This is a genomic window from Rhodoglobus sp. (assembly GCF_053580035.1).
Genome location: NZ_JBMDVL010000001.1, coordinates 822,410 through 837,592 on the forward strand (window position 1 = coordinate 822,410; position 15,183 = coordinate 837,592).

Genomic DNA, 15,183 nt, shown 5'->3' on the forward strand with positions numbered 1-15,183 from the left:
TCAGCCCTTCGCCGGGAGGTTGGCCGGGAGGACCGAAAGCACGTCACCGCTGGCCATTGCTTCAAGCAAGCGGGCAACGCGCGATCGAGGAACGAGCAACTCTAGTGCGCTATTACCAGCCGATGAGACGAGCGAGTCATTGTCGATAAGTCGCACAACAATGGCACCCGAAATAATCACGCCCGGAGCCCCATGCTCACCGTCTTCCGTCTCCGCGCTGGCCCAAACATCGACGGATGCCCCCGTCGACACCGACTCCGCGAGACCGCCCTGTGGCGATACGACTACCGCAGTCAATGAGAGCCCCTCGTGGCTACCTAAAGAAGAGCTCGGGATCAACTCCCCTGCGCCGATCGGTCGTGTAGCGATAAAGCCTTCCGCGGGTAGTTCACCCCGCCCGATATAGAACTCACTCGACTCGTTGAGCTTCACGCTCCGCACTACGAGATCGCCGCTCAGCACACGATCACCCGGATTGAGAGGGGCGGCGGCCGCATAGACCTCGATTGAGTCATCGGCGCTAGCGACAAGCGAAACAACGCCAATGATGGATGCCACAACGAGCACGATGCCAATTGCAAGTCGCGGATCAAGAGCGAGGGCTCGCGCGCGAGCTTGAGACTGGGTACGACCGGAACGGCGGCTCACAGCGCGCGCCCCAGAGGTCGGGTGTTGATCATGGCACCATCGTTGGTTACTGCTCATAAGTGGCGCGAGAGTTATCCACATCAGCCCCATTCACAGGTGCACGGGAGCATAATCGAACCATGAACGCGATCAATCCTGCAGAAGGCCTCGGGCGATTTCTCACCCTGGCCGATACTGCTGAAGTGCTCAGCGTCTCACCACACGAAGTTCTCGACTTGGTGCGCTCCGGCGAACTGCCCGCGATCAAGGTCGGCAGCAAAGGCCAATGGCGAATCGAGAACTCGGTTCTTGAGTCCTATATCGAAGCTCTGTACGAAGAGACTCGACGCATGAGCCTCTGGAATCAGTCAGATATTGCCACAGTGACCGAAGTGAACTTCGGCGAACAGCGTAAGCGATAGCGCAGAACGACCCGGTACGGGGCTGTGACGGCTACGGCCGCACGACCACCAGACTCGCGAACGGGACCAAGCGATACTCGGTTACCGCGGTCTCGCGTCGAGCCGCCCCACGTTCGTGCACTGCAATATCAAGATGGTCGCGCCCTACGCGGTCGATCGTGCCATGCACTTCGCCCGCGACCAGCAACAGCGAGACCGCTCGGCGACGACGACAGAGATCTCGCAGAACATAGCTCAGCCCCAAACGCTGCGAAAGACTCGGATGCCCACTCGACGGCATCGTGGCAAGGCTCGGCGTGATGTGCGCTGCCCCTAGTGAGATTCCCGCCACCGCCGCGAATGGAACGATGCATTGCGCTGGGCGTCCACTCTCGTCGACAAGATCGGCGGACATCCAATCGCGACCGATAATCGCTGGCCTCACAATGAGTCGCGTTCCCGTGATGAGCACAAGCGACATCGTGAGAGGTGATTGGTCAGAGCTGCGGGCATGAAGCGACACAATACGATCCCGCATGCTGAGCCGGCCGAGCCGCAACCGTTCCTCTTCGGCATCGACTTCGAGGTCATCGGCCGTGATTTCGTTCTCAAGCTGACTTTCGAGGTCATCAAAAAGTTTGTCCCAGCGCATGGGCTGACGGTACTGGTGAGGTGACACAACTCAGCAAGGTTATCCACAGTTGAAAATTAGTCATAGACAATTGGTCTCAGTACTGGTTGAGTGTGGTCTACCCCCTAAAGGGGGTATACATCGCCGTCTTGACCTTTTACCCGGGAGATCATGAGTACCGAGCCACTCCGAAAGCTTTCGCCGAGCGAGGAACCCCCTCGCCCTCCGCGACAACGCACCGGAACCCTTCCCTCCAAAATCATTCGCCCGCGCTTCGTGCCCGACGAGTTTTTTGGCCACCAGCCCACCCCAAGCGCCGAACTACCCGATCCGGCACCCCTGGTGGAAAACCTCACCCGCTGCGTCATCGAAATTCTTGCTGGCGCCCGCGACCTGGAGCAGATTGCACGATGGGTTACTGACGACGTCTACCGTCATCTACTCAAGCGCACCGTCCTCTCGGCGCGTGCCCGTCGCGCAAAGGGGCAGCCAGTCACGCGCCCAAGCTTCACCATGGGTTCAATCCGACTGTGCGAGCCTCGCGATGGCGCGATAGAGGCTGTGGTGATCGTTCGCGGTCGAGCGCGCACTCGCGCTGTAGCAGTACGCCTCGAAGGGCTCGACCGGCGCTGGCGCGCGACAGCCATCAACGTCCTCTAGCGCGTCGGGCGCACCGACCCGCAACGCCTCTAAGGCAATGCTGGTCCAACGCGGATCCAATGCCATGCGGCTCTCACCCGTCCCGGGTCCAACACGACCCCGGCTTAACGAGATATGCCCCCACCGACCGAGCGATGGGGGCATACCTTACTGATGATTTCTACTTCTTGCGCTTCTCCTGCGCGCGACGCTGTGAACGGTTGAGCGGAGCTTCCGCCGCACCGTCCGAACCCTCTGCGCGTTGACCGAATGCACCACGGTCACCGCCTCGAGCCGGCTGCGGTTGCTGCGGTGCCGGCTGCTGCGTCTGTCGCTTTTGCGCATTGGCAGTCGCAGTGCGTTCGACCTGGCCGCGCTCATTGCGAACTTCGACCTCGCCGGCAGCGTCTGCGCTCGGCGCCGAGTAGCTGAGCGCTGCGGATGGTGCACTTGCCGCTTCCAAACCTCGCGCCTGGACGGTCGTGGACTCGCCACCGCCGCTCACTTCGACATCAAGGTTGAACAGGAAGCCGACAGACTCTTCGCGAATCTGTCCCATCATCGTCTGGAAGAGAGCGAAACCTTCGCGCTGGTACTCGATGAGGGGGTCGCGCTGAGCCATTGCGCGCAGACCGATTCCGTCTTTCAGGTAGTCCATCTCGTAGAGGTGGTCTCGCCAGCGGCGATCGATAACGCTGAGCACCACACGACGCTCAAGCTCGCGCATCGCGGTCTCGCCAAGCTGCTGCTCACGACGCTCATACGCAATCACGGCGTCAGAATGAATTTCCTTGGCGATGAATGCACTGGTGAGTTTGCCGCGTGATCCGCCCTCGGTCAGAACCTCATCGACGGTAATACCGATCGGGTACATCGTCTTGATTTCGGTCCAGAGACCGTCAAAGTCCCAGTCCTCAGAGTGACCTTCTGCCGTGTGTACGTCGACAACTTCGGTGACGACATCGCTCAGGAATCGCTGAACGCGATCCTTCAGGTCATCTCCCTCAAGAATGTGGCGCCGATCGCTATAGATAGCTTCACGCTGGCGGTTCAATACATCGTCGTACTTCAGCACGTTCTTGCGGATTTCAGCGTTGCGCGACTCCACCTGTGATTGAGCACTGCGGATGGCGCGGCTAACTACCTTGGATTCGATCGCGAGATCGTCGGGAACTGTCGAGCGCCCCATGAGTGCTTCGGCTGCGCCACTGTTGAACAGGCGCATCAGATCATCCTGAAGCGACAGGTAGAAGCGGCTCTCACCTGGATCACCTTGGCGACCTGAACGACCACGCAGCTGGTTGTCGATACGGCGAGACTCGTGACGTTCTGTACCCAAGACGTAGAGGCCACCAACATCGACGACCTTCTTGGCTTCCTTTTCAACCCCGGCTTTTACCTCGGCAAAAACTTCGTCCCACGCGGCTTCATAGTCGTCAGGAGTTTCGGTCGGGTTGAGGCCGCGGCTGTTCATCTCAGCGACGGCCAAGAACTCGGCGTTTCCACCGAGCATGACGTCAGTTCCACGGCCGGCCATGTTCGTAGCGACGGTAACGGAACCGAGGCGTCCTGCCTGAGCAACAATCGCTGCTTCGCGAGCGTGGTTCTTAGCGTTCAAAACCTCGTGCTTTACGCCCTTCTTGGCGAGCATGCGCGAAAGAAGTTCGCTCTTCTCAACGCTTGTTGTTCCCACCAGAACGGGCTGACCCAGTTCGTGCCGCTTGGCGATATCGGCAACAACCTGTTCGAACTTTGACTGCTCGTTTTTGTAGATCAGGTCGGACTGGTCAATGCGCTGCATTGGCTTGTTGGTCGGGATCGCGACAACACCAAGTTTGTAGGTGGACATGAACTCGGCTGCTTCAGTTTCAGCAGTACCGGTCATTCCTGACAGCTTGTTGTAGAGACGGAAATAGTTCTGCAACGTCACCGTAGCGAGAGTCTGGTTTTCTGCCTTAACAGCAACACCCTCCTTGGCCTCAATCGCCTGGTGAATTCCTTCGTTGTAGCGACGGCCCTGAAGAATACGACCGGTGTGCTCGTCGACGATCAAGACTTCGCCGTTCATGACGACGTAGTCCTTGTCTTTCTTGAAGAGTGCACGGGCCTTGATGGAGTTGTTCAAGAACGAAATCAGCGGCGTATTCGCCGACTCGTACAGGTTGTCGATACCGAGGTAATCTTCAACCTTTTCGATACCGGGCTCCAGCACACCAACGGTGCGCTTCTTCTCATCAACCTCGAAATCGACCTCGGGGATGAGCTTTTTGGCAAGGCTAGCGAATTCGGTAAACCAACGGTTCGCCTCACCCGATGATGGGCCCGAAATGATGAGCGGCGTGCGAGCCTCGTCAATCAGAATCGAGTCAACTTCGTCAACGACAGCAAAGTAGTGGCCACGCTGGACCATGTCGCTTGCCTGCCACGCCATGTTGTCGCGCAGGTAGTCAAAACCAAATTCGTTGTTCGTTCCATAGGTGATGTCCGCGGCATACTGCTCGCGACGTTCCACTGGAGTCTGACCGGAGACAATGCATCCGGTGGTCATCCCGAGGGCGCGGAATACGCGGCCCATCAGCTCTGACTGGTAGCTAGCCAAGTAGTCGTTGACCGTAATGACGTGCACACCTTGCGCGGCGATCGCGTTCAGGTATGCCGCGAGCGTCGCGACTAGGGTCTTGCCCTCACCGGTCTTCATCTCAGCAATGTTGCCGAGATGCAGTGCAGCACCGCCCATGAGTTGAACCTCAAAGTGACGCATGCCAAGCGTGCGGCTCGCTGCTTCTCGAACCGCAGCGAAGGCCTCCGGGAGGAGGTCGTCAAGTGACTCCCCTGCGGCATAGCGCTCGCGCAACTCCGTGGTCTCGTGCTTGAGCTCATCGTCAGTCAGCGTCTTGAAGTCTTCTTCAAGGTGATCAACCGCGTGCGCATAGCCTTTCAAGCGTCGAAGAAGCCGACCCTCGCCCACACGAAGTGCGCGTTCTAAAACATTCGCCACCGAATACTCCCATTCTTGTCGGACGGGTCCGACACTGGCCCTGCTCGACGAAGCGCAATCTTTTTAGACGCTTACGTCACGGTAACGCGGTGCGTGCATTCAGCGCACGGCCGCGTTACCGGTTCGTAATCGTATCAAGTTCACACCAAGAACTTGGTGTGCTTAGCCGTTGGCGACCTTACGCTTGCGCGAACGACCCCCATCGGCGACCTCATCGGCCTGCTCTTCAAGACCAATAACACCGTAGTCCCACCCCTTACGACGGTAAACAACGCTGGGGCGATCCGTCTGGCTATCCACAAAGAGGAAGAAGTCGTGACCGACCAACTCCATGTGGTCAAGTGCCTCTTCAACAGTCATGTGACTAGAAGGGAACACCTTGCGTCGGATAACAACGGGCGAGTAATCGTCGTCGCCAGGTTCCGGTTCGGCCGTCTGTACCGGCACTGATCCAGTGGAAACGCTCTCAATTACTTCGGGGCTTGCTGGAGTGATATCAACAACGGCGAACCCACCAGCACTTGCCTCACGCAGAGACGTAGGGCGGTGATTCCCCCGATGCACTTTCTTGCGGTCGCGAGATTGGCGGATGCGCTCAATGAGCTTTGACATCGCCAGATCGAAGGCAACATATTTATCCGAACCAGCAGATTCCGCTCGAACAAGCGGTCCTGGTCCGATCAACGTCAACTCAACACGATCGTCGCCACTAGACCCATTAGTTTCGTGGTGGCGGCTTACCTTGATCTCGAAAGCAATCGCCTTATCAGCGAGATGATCTACCTTCTCAGACTTTTCGATCGCATACTCACGGAAACGATCCGTGACTCCTACATTGCGTCCGTTGACGGTGATTTCCACGGCGACCTCCTAGCCATCATGCGCGGCCACCCCGTGAGGCAGCTTTTATTGTGCGCCCTTTTCCTTACCGTAGCCCTCGCTGCTGGCAATGTCACGAGCCGCACCGGTTCTTGGAGTGAACCCGATGGTTACGGCTGCAATGACCGTTCCTCCGGCCGCGGAAATTGCCCGCATTGCCTCGTCAATCGTGGCGCCTGTCGTTAGTACGTCATCCACGATGATGACTCTCGTTGCTCCAAGCCAGCGTGTCGCCGCGAAAACACCATGTACATTGATGGCCCGCTGAGACGCGTTAAGAAGCTTTTGGCTGCCAGTTTCCTTCGCGACTCTCAGTGCTCGCACATGACTTATTCCCGACGCCCGAAGGACCGCTGCTATCGGGTGGTAGCCCCGCGTTCGAAAGGCGCGCTTACTCGTGGGTACCGCAACGATCTGAATCGGACCGCCAGCTTTCTCGTTCACCGCGCTGAGATCGTCAAGCGCCATCCGAAGCGCGACAAGGAGGGCCCGAGAAAGTGGACGCGCTTGGTCAGTGCGGTGATGATTCTTGAAGGCAAGCAACACTCGGCGAACCGTGCCCTCATAGCGCAGCGCTGCATAGACACGAACGTGTTGCGGGGTCGACTGAATTGTGGGGGCAGCGATAAGGCTGCGAGCGCACTCCGCACACAGTGCGCGGTCATAGCTCTGGCATCCGGCGCACTCGACTGGCATGAGCACAGCCCAGGCGTCTCTGACTGATTCGCGTGCACTCGCCACCATCTTGCGCAGCGTTTTTTCGATGTTGTTGTCTGAGGACGTCATTCTCCGAGCTTGCAGCCGCACCGTCCCGAACGCAGAGCACCCCGTGGTGTTGGTGGAGAGACGCTACTGCTGTACAGCCATGAAGGAGGCGTCGAGTCCAGTGCGCACCCATTCTTGGCTGCCCTGAGGGCGCCACACCTCCCCGTCAGCAATGAGCCTGAGCGCGTCGGTGTTGGTTCCGCTGCTCACGAGTTGTCGAGCGCCGTCGACATCCCCGAGGCTCTCAGTCGGCCCGCCAAGGCTGAACGCGGTAATGGCAACAGAATCGTCGTGTGTCGAAAGCGTTGCCACTGAGCTCGAACCCACCCAGCTCGCATCAATCGGCGTGCCCGACCGAGCCGGCAACACGGTAGGTTCCACGAGTTGGACGGGCACATTGCCCTGCTGCCTCACGATCCCGTACACGAGCAACTGGGGCCCAGATGGCGAGGAGAGGTACACCAGGAGTCGCGCGCCGTCGCGGGAAACATCCAGCGACACTATTTCTGAATCTGATGGCAATGATGACTGAATCGGATGCTCGGTGCCGTCTACCTCGAAAGTCGACAGCGATGCGGCGTTTGAGCGCTGCGCCGACCAAATGAACCGGAACGGGTCGAGCGATGGTGCGGCCAGCCCCGAACGACTGTCAACAATGCGGGGAGAGACTCCAACCGAAGCGAAGTAGGCCGCACCGTCTCCCGCGCGGTACGCAACGGACAGACGGTCTGCCGACAGTGCTGCAGCCGTTGCCCCCGAGTCAGCAACAACAGCGCTCAGCTCATTTATTTCTGTCAAGCCGTCACTCGTATTGAACCCAAACTCGGTGGCGGTTCCGACCACAAGCGGTCCAGCGGATCCTGGTTCGATGACGGCAGCATTCTGGCCAGAACTCGTACTTTGCAGTTCTCGGCCATCAACAGTGAGCACCACAATCGGTGTGTGAAGCGTCGCCGCCAATTGCTGTCGCATACGTTCGCGCGAAACCGTGTCAGCAGAAAGTACTTCTGAACTGAGGTCGACGACGGAGCGACCGCTCGTGAGACTACTCGTTGTGCTCAGGGTCGTTGCTGCCGGGAACGCCGTCAGCACAACACCCTGTTGCAACCACGGAGAATCAGCCGCGAGAAGAGCTTGGATTGCGCGCGCCTGCGAAGACTGGCGCACCGCAAACCAGCGCGAATCAGGAATCAGATAAGCAAAACTGGGATCGAAGTAGTAGAGCACTTGCTGCTCAAAACTGACTTCAAAGCCATTGCTTGAGAGCACAATGCCTGGGGGTGCCGACGCGATGCGCCATTCGCCATTTCGGCGCTCAAAGTCAAAAGTCAACGTCTGTGCTGCCGGCGAGCGCAACTCTGCGAACACACCTCGCTCGTCAATCACTGCTTGAGCAGAGAAGGAATACGTGAGCGCATTCTCTTCGAGTGCTGGCGCGATTGTCGGAAGCTTGTCACGCTCGCGGATGGTAGCGCTCGCCGCAGGATTCCAGGCATCACTCATTTCGCTAGTCAAGAATTCTCGCGCAACCGAATAGTCACGACTGGGAGCGCGAACCGCATTCATGAAGTCGGTAAGGATTTGCTCTTGCGTCGAACCCGCAACGGGACCTTCGGCCACGATTTCGAATCGTCCATCAATCTGCTCATCGATGAGCGGGCCAGCTTCGACCTCGCTCGACGTAGGCACGCCAACACAGCCACTCAGCACGGCGATAGCTACGCTCGCAATAATGAGGAGGTTCAGTCGCGATGTGTTAACCATCCGTAGCCTCCAAACTTGGTACATCGTCGCTTGGGGGAAGCTCAAGAGGCGACGAACGCAGTTCGGCGCCTCGAGCGCGCGGCAGAGTCAGCCGGAAGCATGAGCCGTTGTCTCCATCCGACCACACCTCGAGCCAACCATCGTGCAACACCGCATCCTCGAGAGCGATTGCTAGACCGAGCCCTGTTCCGCCGGTGGTCCGCTGCCGCGAAGGGTCCGCACGCCAGAAGCGGTCGAACACGCGCTCAAGCGCTGCAGCGCTCATCCCGACGCCATAGTCACGCACCGCAATCGCAACGGCGTCCTGATCACTGTCGACCCAAATGACAATCGGCAGACCATCACCGTGGTCAATGGCGTTGCTGACGAGATTCTGAAGGATGCGACGGATGCGACGAGGATCAACGTCTGCCTCAAAATAGCCACCCGGCGCCACCAGACGCAGCTCTGAGCCCTTGCTGGCTGCTAGCGAAGTGAGACTCTCAATCGCGTCCTCTGCGAGCCTCACGAGGTTCGTTGGCTCGGTCTCCATATCGACAGCACCCGCGTCATAGCGGCTCATCTCAAGAAGGTCAGCCAGCAGGAGTTCGAATCGCTCGACCTGAGTGTGCAGCAATTCCGCAGTGCGTGCCGTTGCGGGGGGAAAGCTTTCGCGCTGATCGTAGAGAACATCACCAGCGAGCCGGATTGTGGTGAGCGGAGTGCGCAACTCATGCGAAACATCCGACACAAATCGTTGCTGCACTTGAGACAGCGCTGCCAGCCGGGTGATCTGCTTTTGCATGCTCGTTGCCATGCCATTGAAGGAACGCGCCAAAGTGGCGATCACATCGTCGCCGTGCACCGGAATTCGCACCTCAAGCTCGCCTGCTGCCAACCGTTGGCTGGTTTCGGCCGCCAACCTCACCGGCGCAACCACAAGACGGACCACGAGATAAGTTACCGCTCCGATAAGGGCGAGCAGGGCGAAACCACCCAGCCCAAGAGTGCGCTGAACGACAACGAGAGTCTCTTGAGTGTCGCTGATGTCATAGACGAGGTACAGCTCGTATTGCGCACCGCGAATGTCGAGGGTCGAGCCGACAATGAGGCCAGGGTGAATCGTGCCATCCGTCGGCTGGGTGAGAGCAACAGACTGCCAATACGTGCGCTGTTCGGTCGACTCAGCAACGGTGTCGCGAAGTTCTTCGGAAATTTCGACGTACGAGGCCAATCCCTGCGACTGAACGTCTGTTGGCACGCGAGCGCCATCTTGGTTCGGGCTGCGCAGGATTGCATAGCTCGTGCCTCCCGTGCTCGAGGCAACACTCTCGATGACTCGAGCCGCGTCCCCCATCATTCCGTCGAGGTCTTCGAGACCAAGACCGTCATCTGCCGCATCAAAAACCTGCTGACCGGCCAGCGTGGCATTGGCAGAGGTTCGGGTGAGTTGCTCACGGCTCGCATCAAACAGGTTCGCGCCAACACTCAACGACATGTAGCCAGCAATGACCGCAACCGCAACCGAAGAAAGCAGCACTGTAATCGCAACAGTGCGCAACTGGAGCGACGAGCGCCAGAGTGCAGCGAGCCGCTGCACTAACTCGCGCCAGTCGAAATAGCGCATCCTTGTTACGCGCTGCTGCCGGCGCGGTAACCAACGCCGCGAACCGTCATAACAATCTTGGGGTTGTCAGGATCTTCTTCAACCTTCGCGCGCAATCGCTGCACGTGAACGTTGACAAGACGAGTGTCTGCCTTGTAGTGGTAGCCCCACACTTGCTCAAGCAGCATTTCGCGAGTGAATACCTGCTCCGGCTTCATCGCCAAGGCAAGGAGCAACTCAAATTCGAGCGGTGTGAGATTGATTTTGGTGTCACCACGGCGAACCTCGTGACCCGTGACATCCAGCTCAAGGTCACCGACCGTCAGAGTGCCGGTGGCCGCATCGCTCGCGGGACGCAACCGAGTGCGTACCCGAGCAACAAGCTCCTTCGGGTTAAACGGCTTGACGACATAGTCGTCTGCACCGCTCTCGAGCCCCTTCACCACATCAGCAGTGTCGCTCTTTGCTGTAAGCATGATGATCGGAACACCCGATTCTTCACGGATGCGCGCGCAAATCTCGATGCCGTCCATGCCTGGCAACATTAAGTCGAGCAAGACAAGATCAGGGGCTGCTGATTTAAATGCATCGAGAGCTAAGGCGCCATCTTGACAAAAAAATGGTTCATAACCTTCGGTGCGTAGAACGATTCCGATCATTTCTGCCAGGGCAGTGTCGTCATCGACTACAAGAATTCGCGGGTTCACGTGTCCTCGGTACTTTCTAGCTCTCGGGCTAACAGAGTGAGAAGCTTTCGCATAAGAGTAGTCGAGTGTGAAAGCATGAGTGCGATTCAATTGGCACAGTTGGTTAATCAAAGGTGAGACGTGAGCAATAACAGTCCGTGGCAATCGCCAGATAGCAGCGCAAATAACAGCGAGTCCGGTCTCTACGCCCCACCAGAACCTGCCGCGACACCTCCGCAGTACGGCACTCCCGCGCCTGGGTGGACTCCCCCGCCGAAGCCCGGCCTCATCCCACTGCGGCCCATGACGCTTGGCACAGTCCTCTCGGCATCCCTGATGGTGTTGCGTCGCAACCCGCGCCCCATCTTCGGTCTGTCGTTGGCCATCATGGGCATCGTCACTGTCGCTTCCCTCATTCTGGTGGGGATCATTACTTTCTCCGGCCTAGAACGAACCCTCAGCGCAAGCGACGTGGATGCGGCAACCATCGAAGCCGGGGCAACAGCGAGCGTTATCCTCGCCGCGCTTTTCGCCGTCGCGCTGTCACTCATCGGCGGTTCGATACTTCAGGGCATCGTCTCCGTCGAGGTTGCTCGCGGTGCCGTCGGCGAGAAATTGCGGTTGCGCGGACTCTGGGCTGCGGCGAAGGGGCGCCTGTGGGCACTCATTGGCTGGTCTGCCCTAGTCGCCGTAGCGACCTTCATCGGCATCGTCGCGCTTGCTCTTGTCGCCGCACTCTTCTTCGCCATCGGCGGCACTGCCGGAACCATATTCGGGGTGCTCGCCGTGATTGGCGGAATAGTTATCGGTCTTATCGTCATGGCCTGGCTTGGCACTTCTCTCGCGCTCGTCCCCAGCGCCCTCATGATCGAACGCCTGACTCTCGGTCGCGCGATACGCCGCTCGTGGTCGCTCGTGTCTGGCAGCTTCTGGCGCACCTTCGGCATCCTCGCCCTCATTCTGGTGATTGTGCAAACGGTGTCGAGCGTCGTGACAGCACCGCTGAGCTTTATCGGTGGACTTGGCGTAAGTCTCCTCAACCCCACCGGCAATGAAGAGGCCGCAATGGCGTCGTTTATCGGCCTCTATGTCGTGACCATGATTCTCTCCGTTGCTATCGGCGCCGTCACGATCATCATCCAGTCGGCGGCACCTGCACTGCTCTACATTGATTTGCGGATGCGCAAAGAGGGGTTCGACTTGGAACTCACTCGCTTCGTCGAAGCTCGTCAGACAGGGGACAATTCCGTGCCAGACCCTTACCTCACCTTCGACAGCACAGCAGCGCACTCAACTGAGCCGTCACCGCACACGGCTCCATGACGCTAGCGACACTCTCGTCAACCGCGCCCGCAGCGCTGCCAGAGTGGCTTGCGCGCGCGGTCTTTAGTGAGGTTCCGGTCAACCCCGACTCGGAACAGGCAACCGAGTGGCTCATCAATGAGCTATCGAAGGCGCCATATCAGGCCGCCAAGCCAACGCTGTTCGACCGCATCTCTAAAGCTTTTAGCGACTGGCTTGCTTCACTGACGATCGGTAGTGGCGATGGAATCCCCATCGTCGTGTTCGTTGTGCTCATTGCGTTGGTCACAATCGCGATAGTGGCAGCGGTAATCGTCTACGGTCTTCCCCGGCTCAACCGCAAGAGTCAACACCATGACATCCTGTTCGGTGAAACCGATCGACGAACAGCAGCTCAGCTTCGGGATGCGGCCGAAAAGGCTGCAGCACGCGAAGATTTTGAGAGTGCGATTGCCGATATGTTTCGCGCCATTGCGCGCGGACTCTCAGAACGCACCCTCGTCACGATGACACCAGGCACCACCGCTCATGGTTTTGCGATCCGGGCCGCGAAAGTTCTCCCCGATTGCGCTAACGAACTTGCCAGCTGTGCCAACATTTTTGACCTAGTCCGTTACATGCGTAAGCCAGCAACGCGAGAACAATACGTACAACTTCGCGACCTCGAGCTTCGAGTGCGCGCCGCAAAGCCCCTGCTCAGCGAGGCGGCACTGTGAGCGCCCCCACGATCGTGACACCGCGCCTTCGCACCACTGTGAGGCGTGCCCTTTTTTGGATCATCGCAGCGCTATTTCTCCTGAGCGTGGCGGTCATTAGCCTGAACTTGGCAGGCACAGCAGCCGAAGGGCCTCAGCTCGACCCCACCAGTCCTCGCGAATCAGGAACCCAAGCGCTTACCGAAGTCCTGCGGCAACAGGGAGTCGACGTCATCGTCACCGAAAGCCTCGACGACACTCGTGACGCGCTCGCCACCACCGACGAGAGCACTCTCTTCTTCTCCAACTTTGAGGGATACCTCACCGACGCGCAGACCGTCGAGGCATCTACGATTGCAACGACCGTCATTCTGGCCGAGCCCGGAGTTGCTGCACTGCTCGCTATCGCACCCGAAGTTGCCAACGCTGGAACCCGAGTTGGCACAGTATCGGCAGAGTGCGCGCTACCGATTGCCTCGAAAGCCCCCGAGATTACGGCCGGCCCATCTAGTCTTCGTGTCATCGAGCCTGAGGCCAAAGCGACGGGCTGCTACGGGAACGACGACCGCGGCTACGGACTCATCTCTGTTGACCGAGGAAACACCCAATTGGTGCTGCTCGGTGCAACCACAGCGCTGACCAACGGTGGCATCACAGCGGCAGATAACGCCGCTTTCGCGCTGCGACTTCTCGGCCAACACGACACCCTCGTTTGGTACACGCCCAGCTTCGCGGATCTTTCCTCCACGAGCGGTGCCAAAACCTTTGACGAACTCGCCCCAGACTGGGTGCTGCCCGTCGTGTGGCTCACGGCGGTGACGCTCCTCACGGCTGCACTGTGGCGAGGACGCAGATTCGGTCCGCTCGTCATCGAAAAATTGCCCGTCACCGTGCGCTCTAGCGAAACCATGCAGGGCAGGGCTCGCCTCTACGAAAAAACGGCGGCACGGCTCCATACCCTCGACGCGCTGCGCATCGGCTCCATCCGCCGACTTGCTTCGCTGTGCGGAATGGCGAGCACCGCATCCGTCGATGACGTCATCAATCGAGTCGCGACACTTATCGACCAGCCCGCTGCCCCACTGCGAGGGCTCCTTATCGACATTGCCCCCACCAACGACAGCGACCTACTTGACCTATCGGATGAACTGCTCGCGCTCGAACAGCGCGTCGAGTCTGCCGTCCGCCCCACTTAGCACCCTTCCACTCCGAACACTCAGCACCATCAAGCCAAAGATAGAGAAGAATCGAGATATGACTGACGAGCAACTGCGGCACGCATTCACTCAACTCCGCACGGAAGTGGGCAAGGCTGTAGTCGGCCAAGATGCCGCGGTGACCGGGCTCACGATTGCTCTACTGACTGGCGGTCATGTGCTGCTCGAGGGCGTGCCCGGTGTCGCCAAGACTCTGCTGGTTCGTACGCTTAGTCGTGCGCTCCAGCTCGACACCAAGCGCGTGCAGTTCACCCCAGATCTCATGCCTGGTGATGTCACCGGCTCACTCGTTTATGACTCCAAGTCTGGTGAATTTGAGTTTCGCAAGGGGCCAGTGTTCACCAACATCCTCCTGGCAGACGAGATCAACCGAACGCCACCCAAGACACAATCTTCCCTGCTTGAAGCAATGGAAGAACGGCAAGTTTCTGTAGACGGCCAAACTCTGAAGCTGCCAGTGCCGTTCATGGTTGCCGCAACCATGAACCCCATTGAGTACGAAGGCACCTACACGCTTCCCGAAGCGCAACTCGACCGCTTCCTGCTCAAGCTCGTGCTCGACCTCCCAGAACGAGATACCGAAATTGAGGTACTCACGCGCCACGCTGCGGGATTCAACCCTCGTGACCTTGCTGCGGCTGGTGTCACTCCGGTGCTCGATGCTGCGATGCTTGCTGCTGCCCAAGCTGCCGTCTCTCAGGTTGGCGCGAGCCCCGACGTCATCGCGTACGCCGTCGACCTTGCCCGCGCCACACGACAAAGCCCCTCAGTGAAGCTCGGAGTGAGTCCGCGTGGCGCAATCGCACTGATCTCCGCCGCGAAAGCGTGGGCCTGGCTGACCGGCGCAGACGCAATCACGCCAGACCACATCCAGAGCATGGTGCTTCCGGTACTCCGCCACCGCATCCAGCTTCGCCCAGAAGCCGAACTTGAAGGCGTCTCCGCCGATGTCATCCTGCGGTCGATCGTGCAGCAAGTGCAGGTACCGATCTAA

Annotated in this window: 14 protein-coding genes; 6 read left to right on the forward strand and 8 right to left on the reverse strand. The window is 58.9% G+C overall.

Features of this window, described 5'->3' with window-relative positions:
* Positions 1–648: a CpaB family protein gene (locus ACOH1Z_RS04040; protein ID WP_449647190.1), complete on the reverse strand. Its 648-nt coding sequence runs from the start codon at positions 646–648 to the stop codon at positions 1–3.
* A gap of 119 nt (positions 649–767) precedes the next feature.
* Between ACOH1Z_RS04040 and ACOH1Z_RS04045 the strand changes: the two genes are divergently transcribed.
* A complete protein-coding gene (locus ACOH1Z_RS04045) occupies positions 768–1,049 on the forward strand; it encodes a helix-turn-helix domain-containing protein (RefSeq protein ID WP_009772813.1) in 282 nt (93 codons plus the stop codon).
* A 31-nt stretch (positions 1,050–1,080) separates the two neighbouring features.
* Here the strand turns inward: ACOH1Z_RS04045 and ACOH1Z_RS04050 are convergent, their stop codons facing one another.
* Positions 1,081–1,680, reverse strand: coding sequence for a hypothetical protein (locus ACOH1Z_RS04050; protein WP_449647191.1), 600 nt, complete (start codon positions 1,678–1,680; stop codon positions 1,081–1,083).
* Between the two features lie 150 nt (positions 1,681–1,830).
* On the opposite strand from ACOH1Z_RS04050, the gene ACOH1Z_RS04055 reads away from it, so the two are divergent.
* Complete coding sequence (locus tag ACOH1Z_RS04055; RefSeq protein WP_449647192.1) at positions 1,831–2,319, forward strand: Rv3235 family protein; 489 nt, start codon at positions 1,831–1,833, stop codon at positions 2,317–2,319.
* Between the two features lie 160 nt (positions 2,320–2,479).
* Here the strand turns inward: ACOH1Z_RS04055 and secA are convergent, their stop codons facing one another.
* From secA to mtrA, 6 genes are all read right to left on the reverse strand, one after another.
* Entirely contained in the window at positions 2,480–5,296 is a 2,817-nt protein-coding gene (gene secA, locus ACOH1Z_RS04060) for a preprotein translocase subunit SecA (protein WP_449647193.1), read from the reverse strand.
* A 162-nt stretch (positions 5,297–5,458) separates the two neighbouring features.
* Entirely contained in the window at positions 5,459–6,157 is a 699-nt protein-coding gene (hpf, locus tag ACOH1Z_RS04065; RefSeq protein WP_449647194.1) for a ribosome hibernation-promoting factor, HPF/YfiA family, read from the reverse strand.
* Between the two features lie 45 nt (positions 6,158–6,202).
* The gene (locus tag ACOH1Z_RS04070) at positions 6,203–6,961 is read right to left on the reverse strand and encodes a ComF family protein (protein ID WP_449647195.1); all 759 of its coding nucleotides are present in this window, start codon (positions 6,959–6,961) and stop codon (positions 6,203–6,205) included.
* Between the two features lie 63 nt (positions 6,962–7,024).
* Positions 7,025–8,704, reverse strand: coding sequence for an LpqB family beta-propeller domain-containing protein (locus ACOH1Z_RS04075; protein ID WP_449647196.1), 1,680 nt, complete (start codon positions 8,702–8,704; stop codon positions 7,025–7,027).
* Positions 8,697–10,310, reverse strand: coding sequence for an MtrAB system histidine kinase MtrB (gene mtrB / locus ACOH1Z_RS04080; protein ID WP_449647197.1), 1,614 nt, complete (start codon positions 10,308–10,310; stop codon positions 8,697–8,699). Before mtrB ends, ACOH1Z_RS04075 begins: the two co-directional genes overlap by 8 nt.
* A 5-nt stretch (positions 10,311–10,315) precedes the next feature.
* A complete protein-coding gene (gene mtrA, locus ACOH1Z_RS04085; protein WP_449647198.1) occupies positions 10,316–10,996 on the reverse strand; it encodes an MtrAB system response regulator MtrA in 681 nt (226 codons plus the stop codon).
* A gap of 120 nt (positions 10,997–11,116) precedes the next feature.
* Here mtrA and ACOH1Z_RS04090 point away from each other — a divergent pair, with 120 nt between their 5' ends.
* The 4 genes from ACOH1Z_RS04090 to ACOH1Z_RS04105 are packed head-to-tail and all read left to right on the forward strand — an operon-like array spanning position 11,117 to position 15,183.
* Positions 11,117–12,298 carry a glycerophosphodiester phosphodiesterase family protein gene (locus ACOH1Z_RS04090; RefSeq protein ID WP_449647199.1) on the forward strand — a complete coding sequence of 394 codons (1,182 nt, stop codon included), beginning with the start codon at positions 11,117–11,119 and terminating at the stop codon, positions 12,296–12,298.
* Entirely contained in the window at positions 12,295–12,993 is a 699-nt protein-coding gene (locus ACOH1Z_RS04095) for a DUF4129 domain-containing protein (protein ID WP_449647200.1), read from the forward strand. The genes ACOH1Z_RS04090 and ACOH1Z_RS04095 overlap by 4 nt, the downstream gene beginning before the upstream one ends.
* Entirely contained in the window at positions 12,990–14,168 is a 1,179-nt protein-coding gene (locus ACOH1Z_RS04100; protein ID WP_449647201.1) for a DUF4350 domain-containing protein, read from the forward strand. The genes ACOH1Z_RS04095 and ACOH1Z_RS04100 overlap by 4 nt, the downstream gene beginning before the upstream one ends.
* 58 nt (positions 14,169–14,226) lie before the next feature.
* On the forward strand, positions 14,227–15,183 hold the full coding sequence (locus ACOH1Z_RS04105; RefSeq protein ID WP_449647202.1) for an AAA family ATPase: 957 nt from the start codon (positions 14,227–14,229) through the stop codon (positions 15,181–15,183).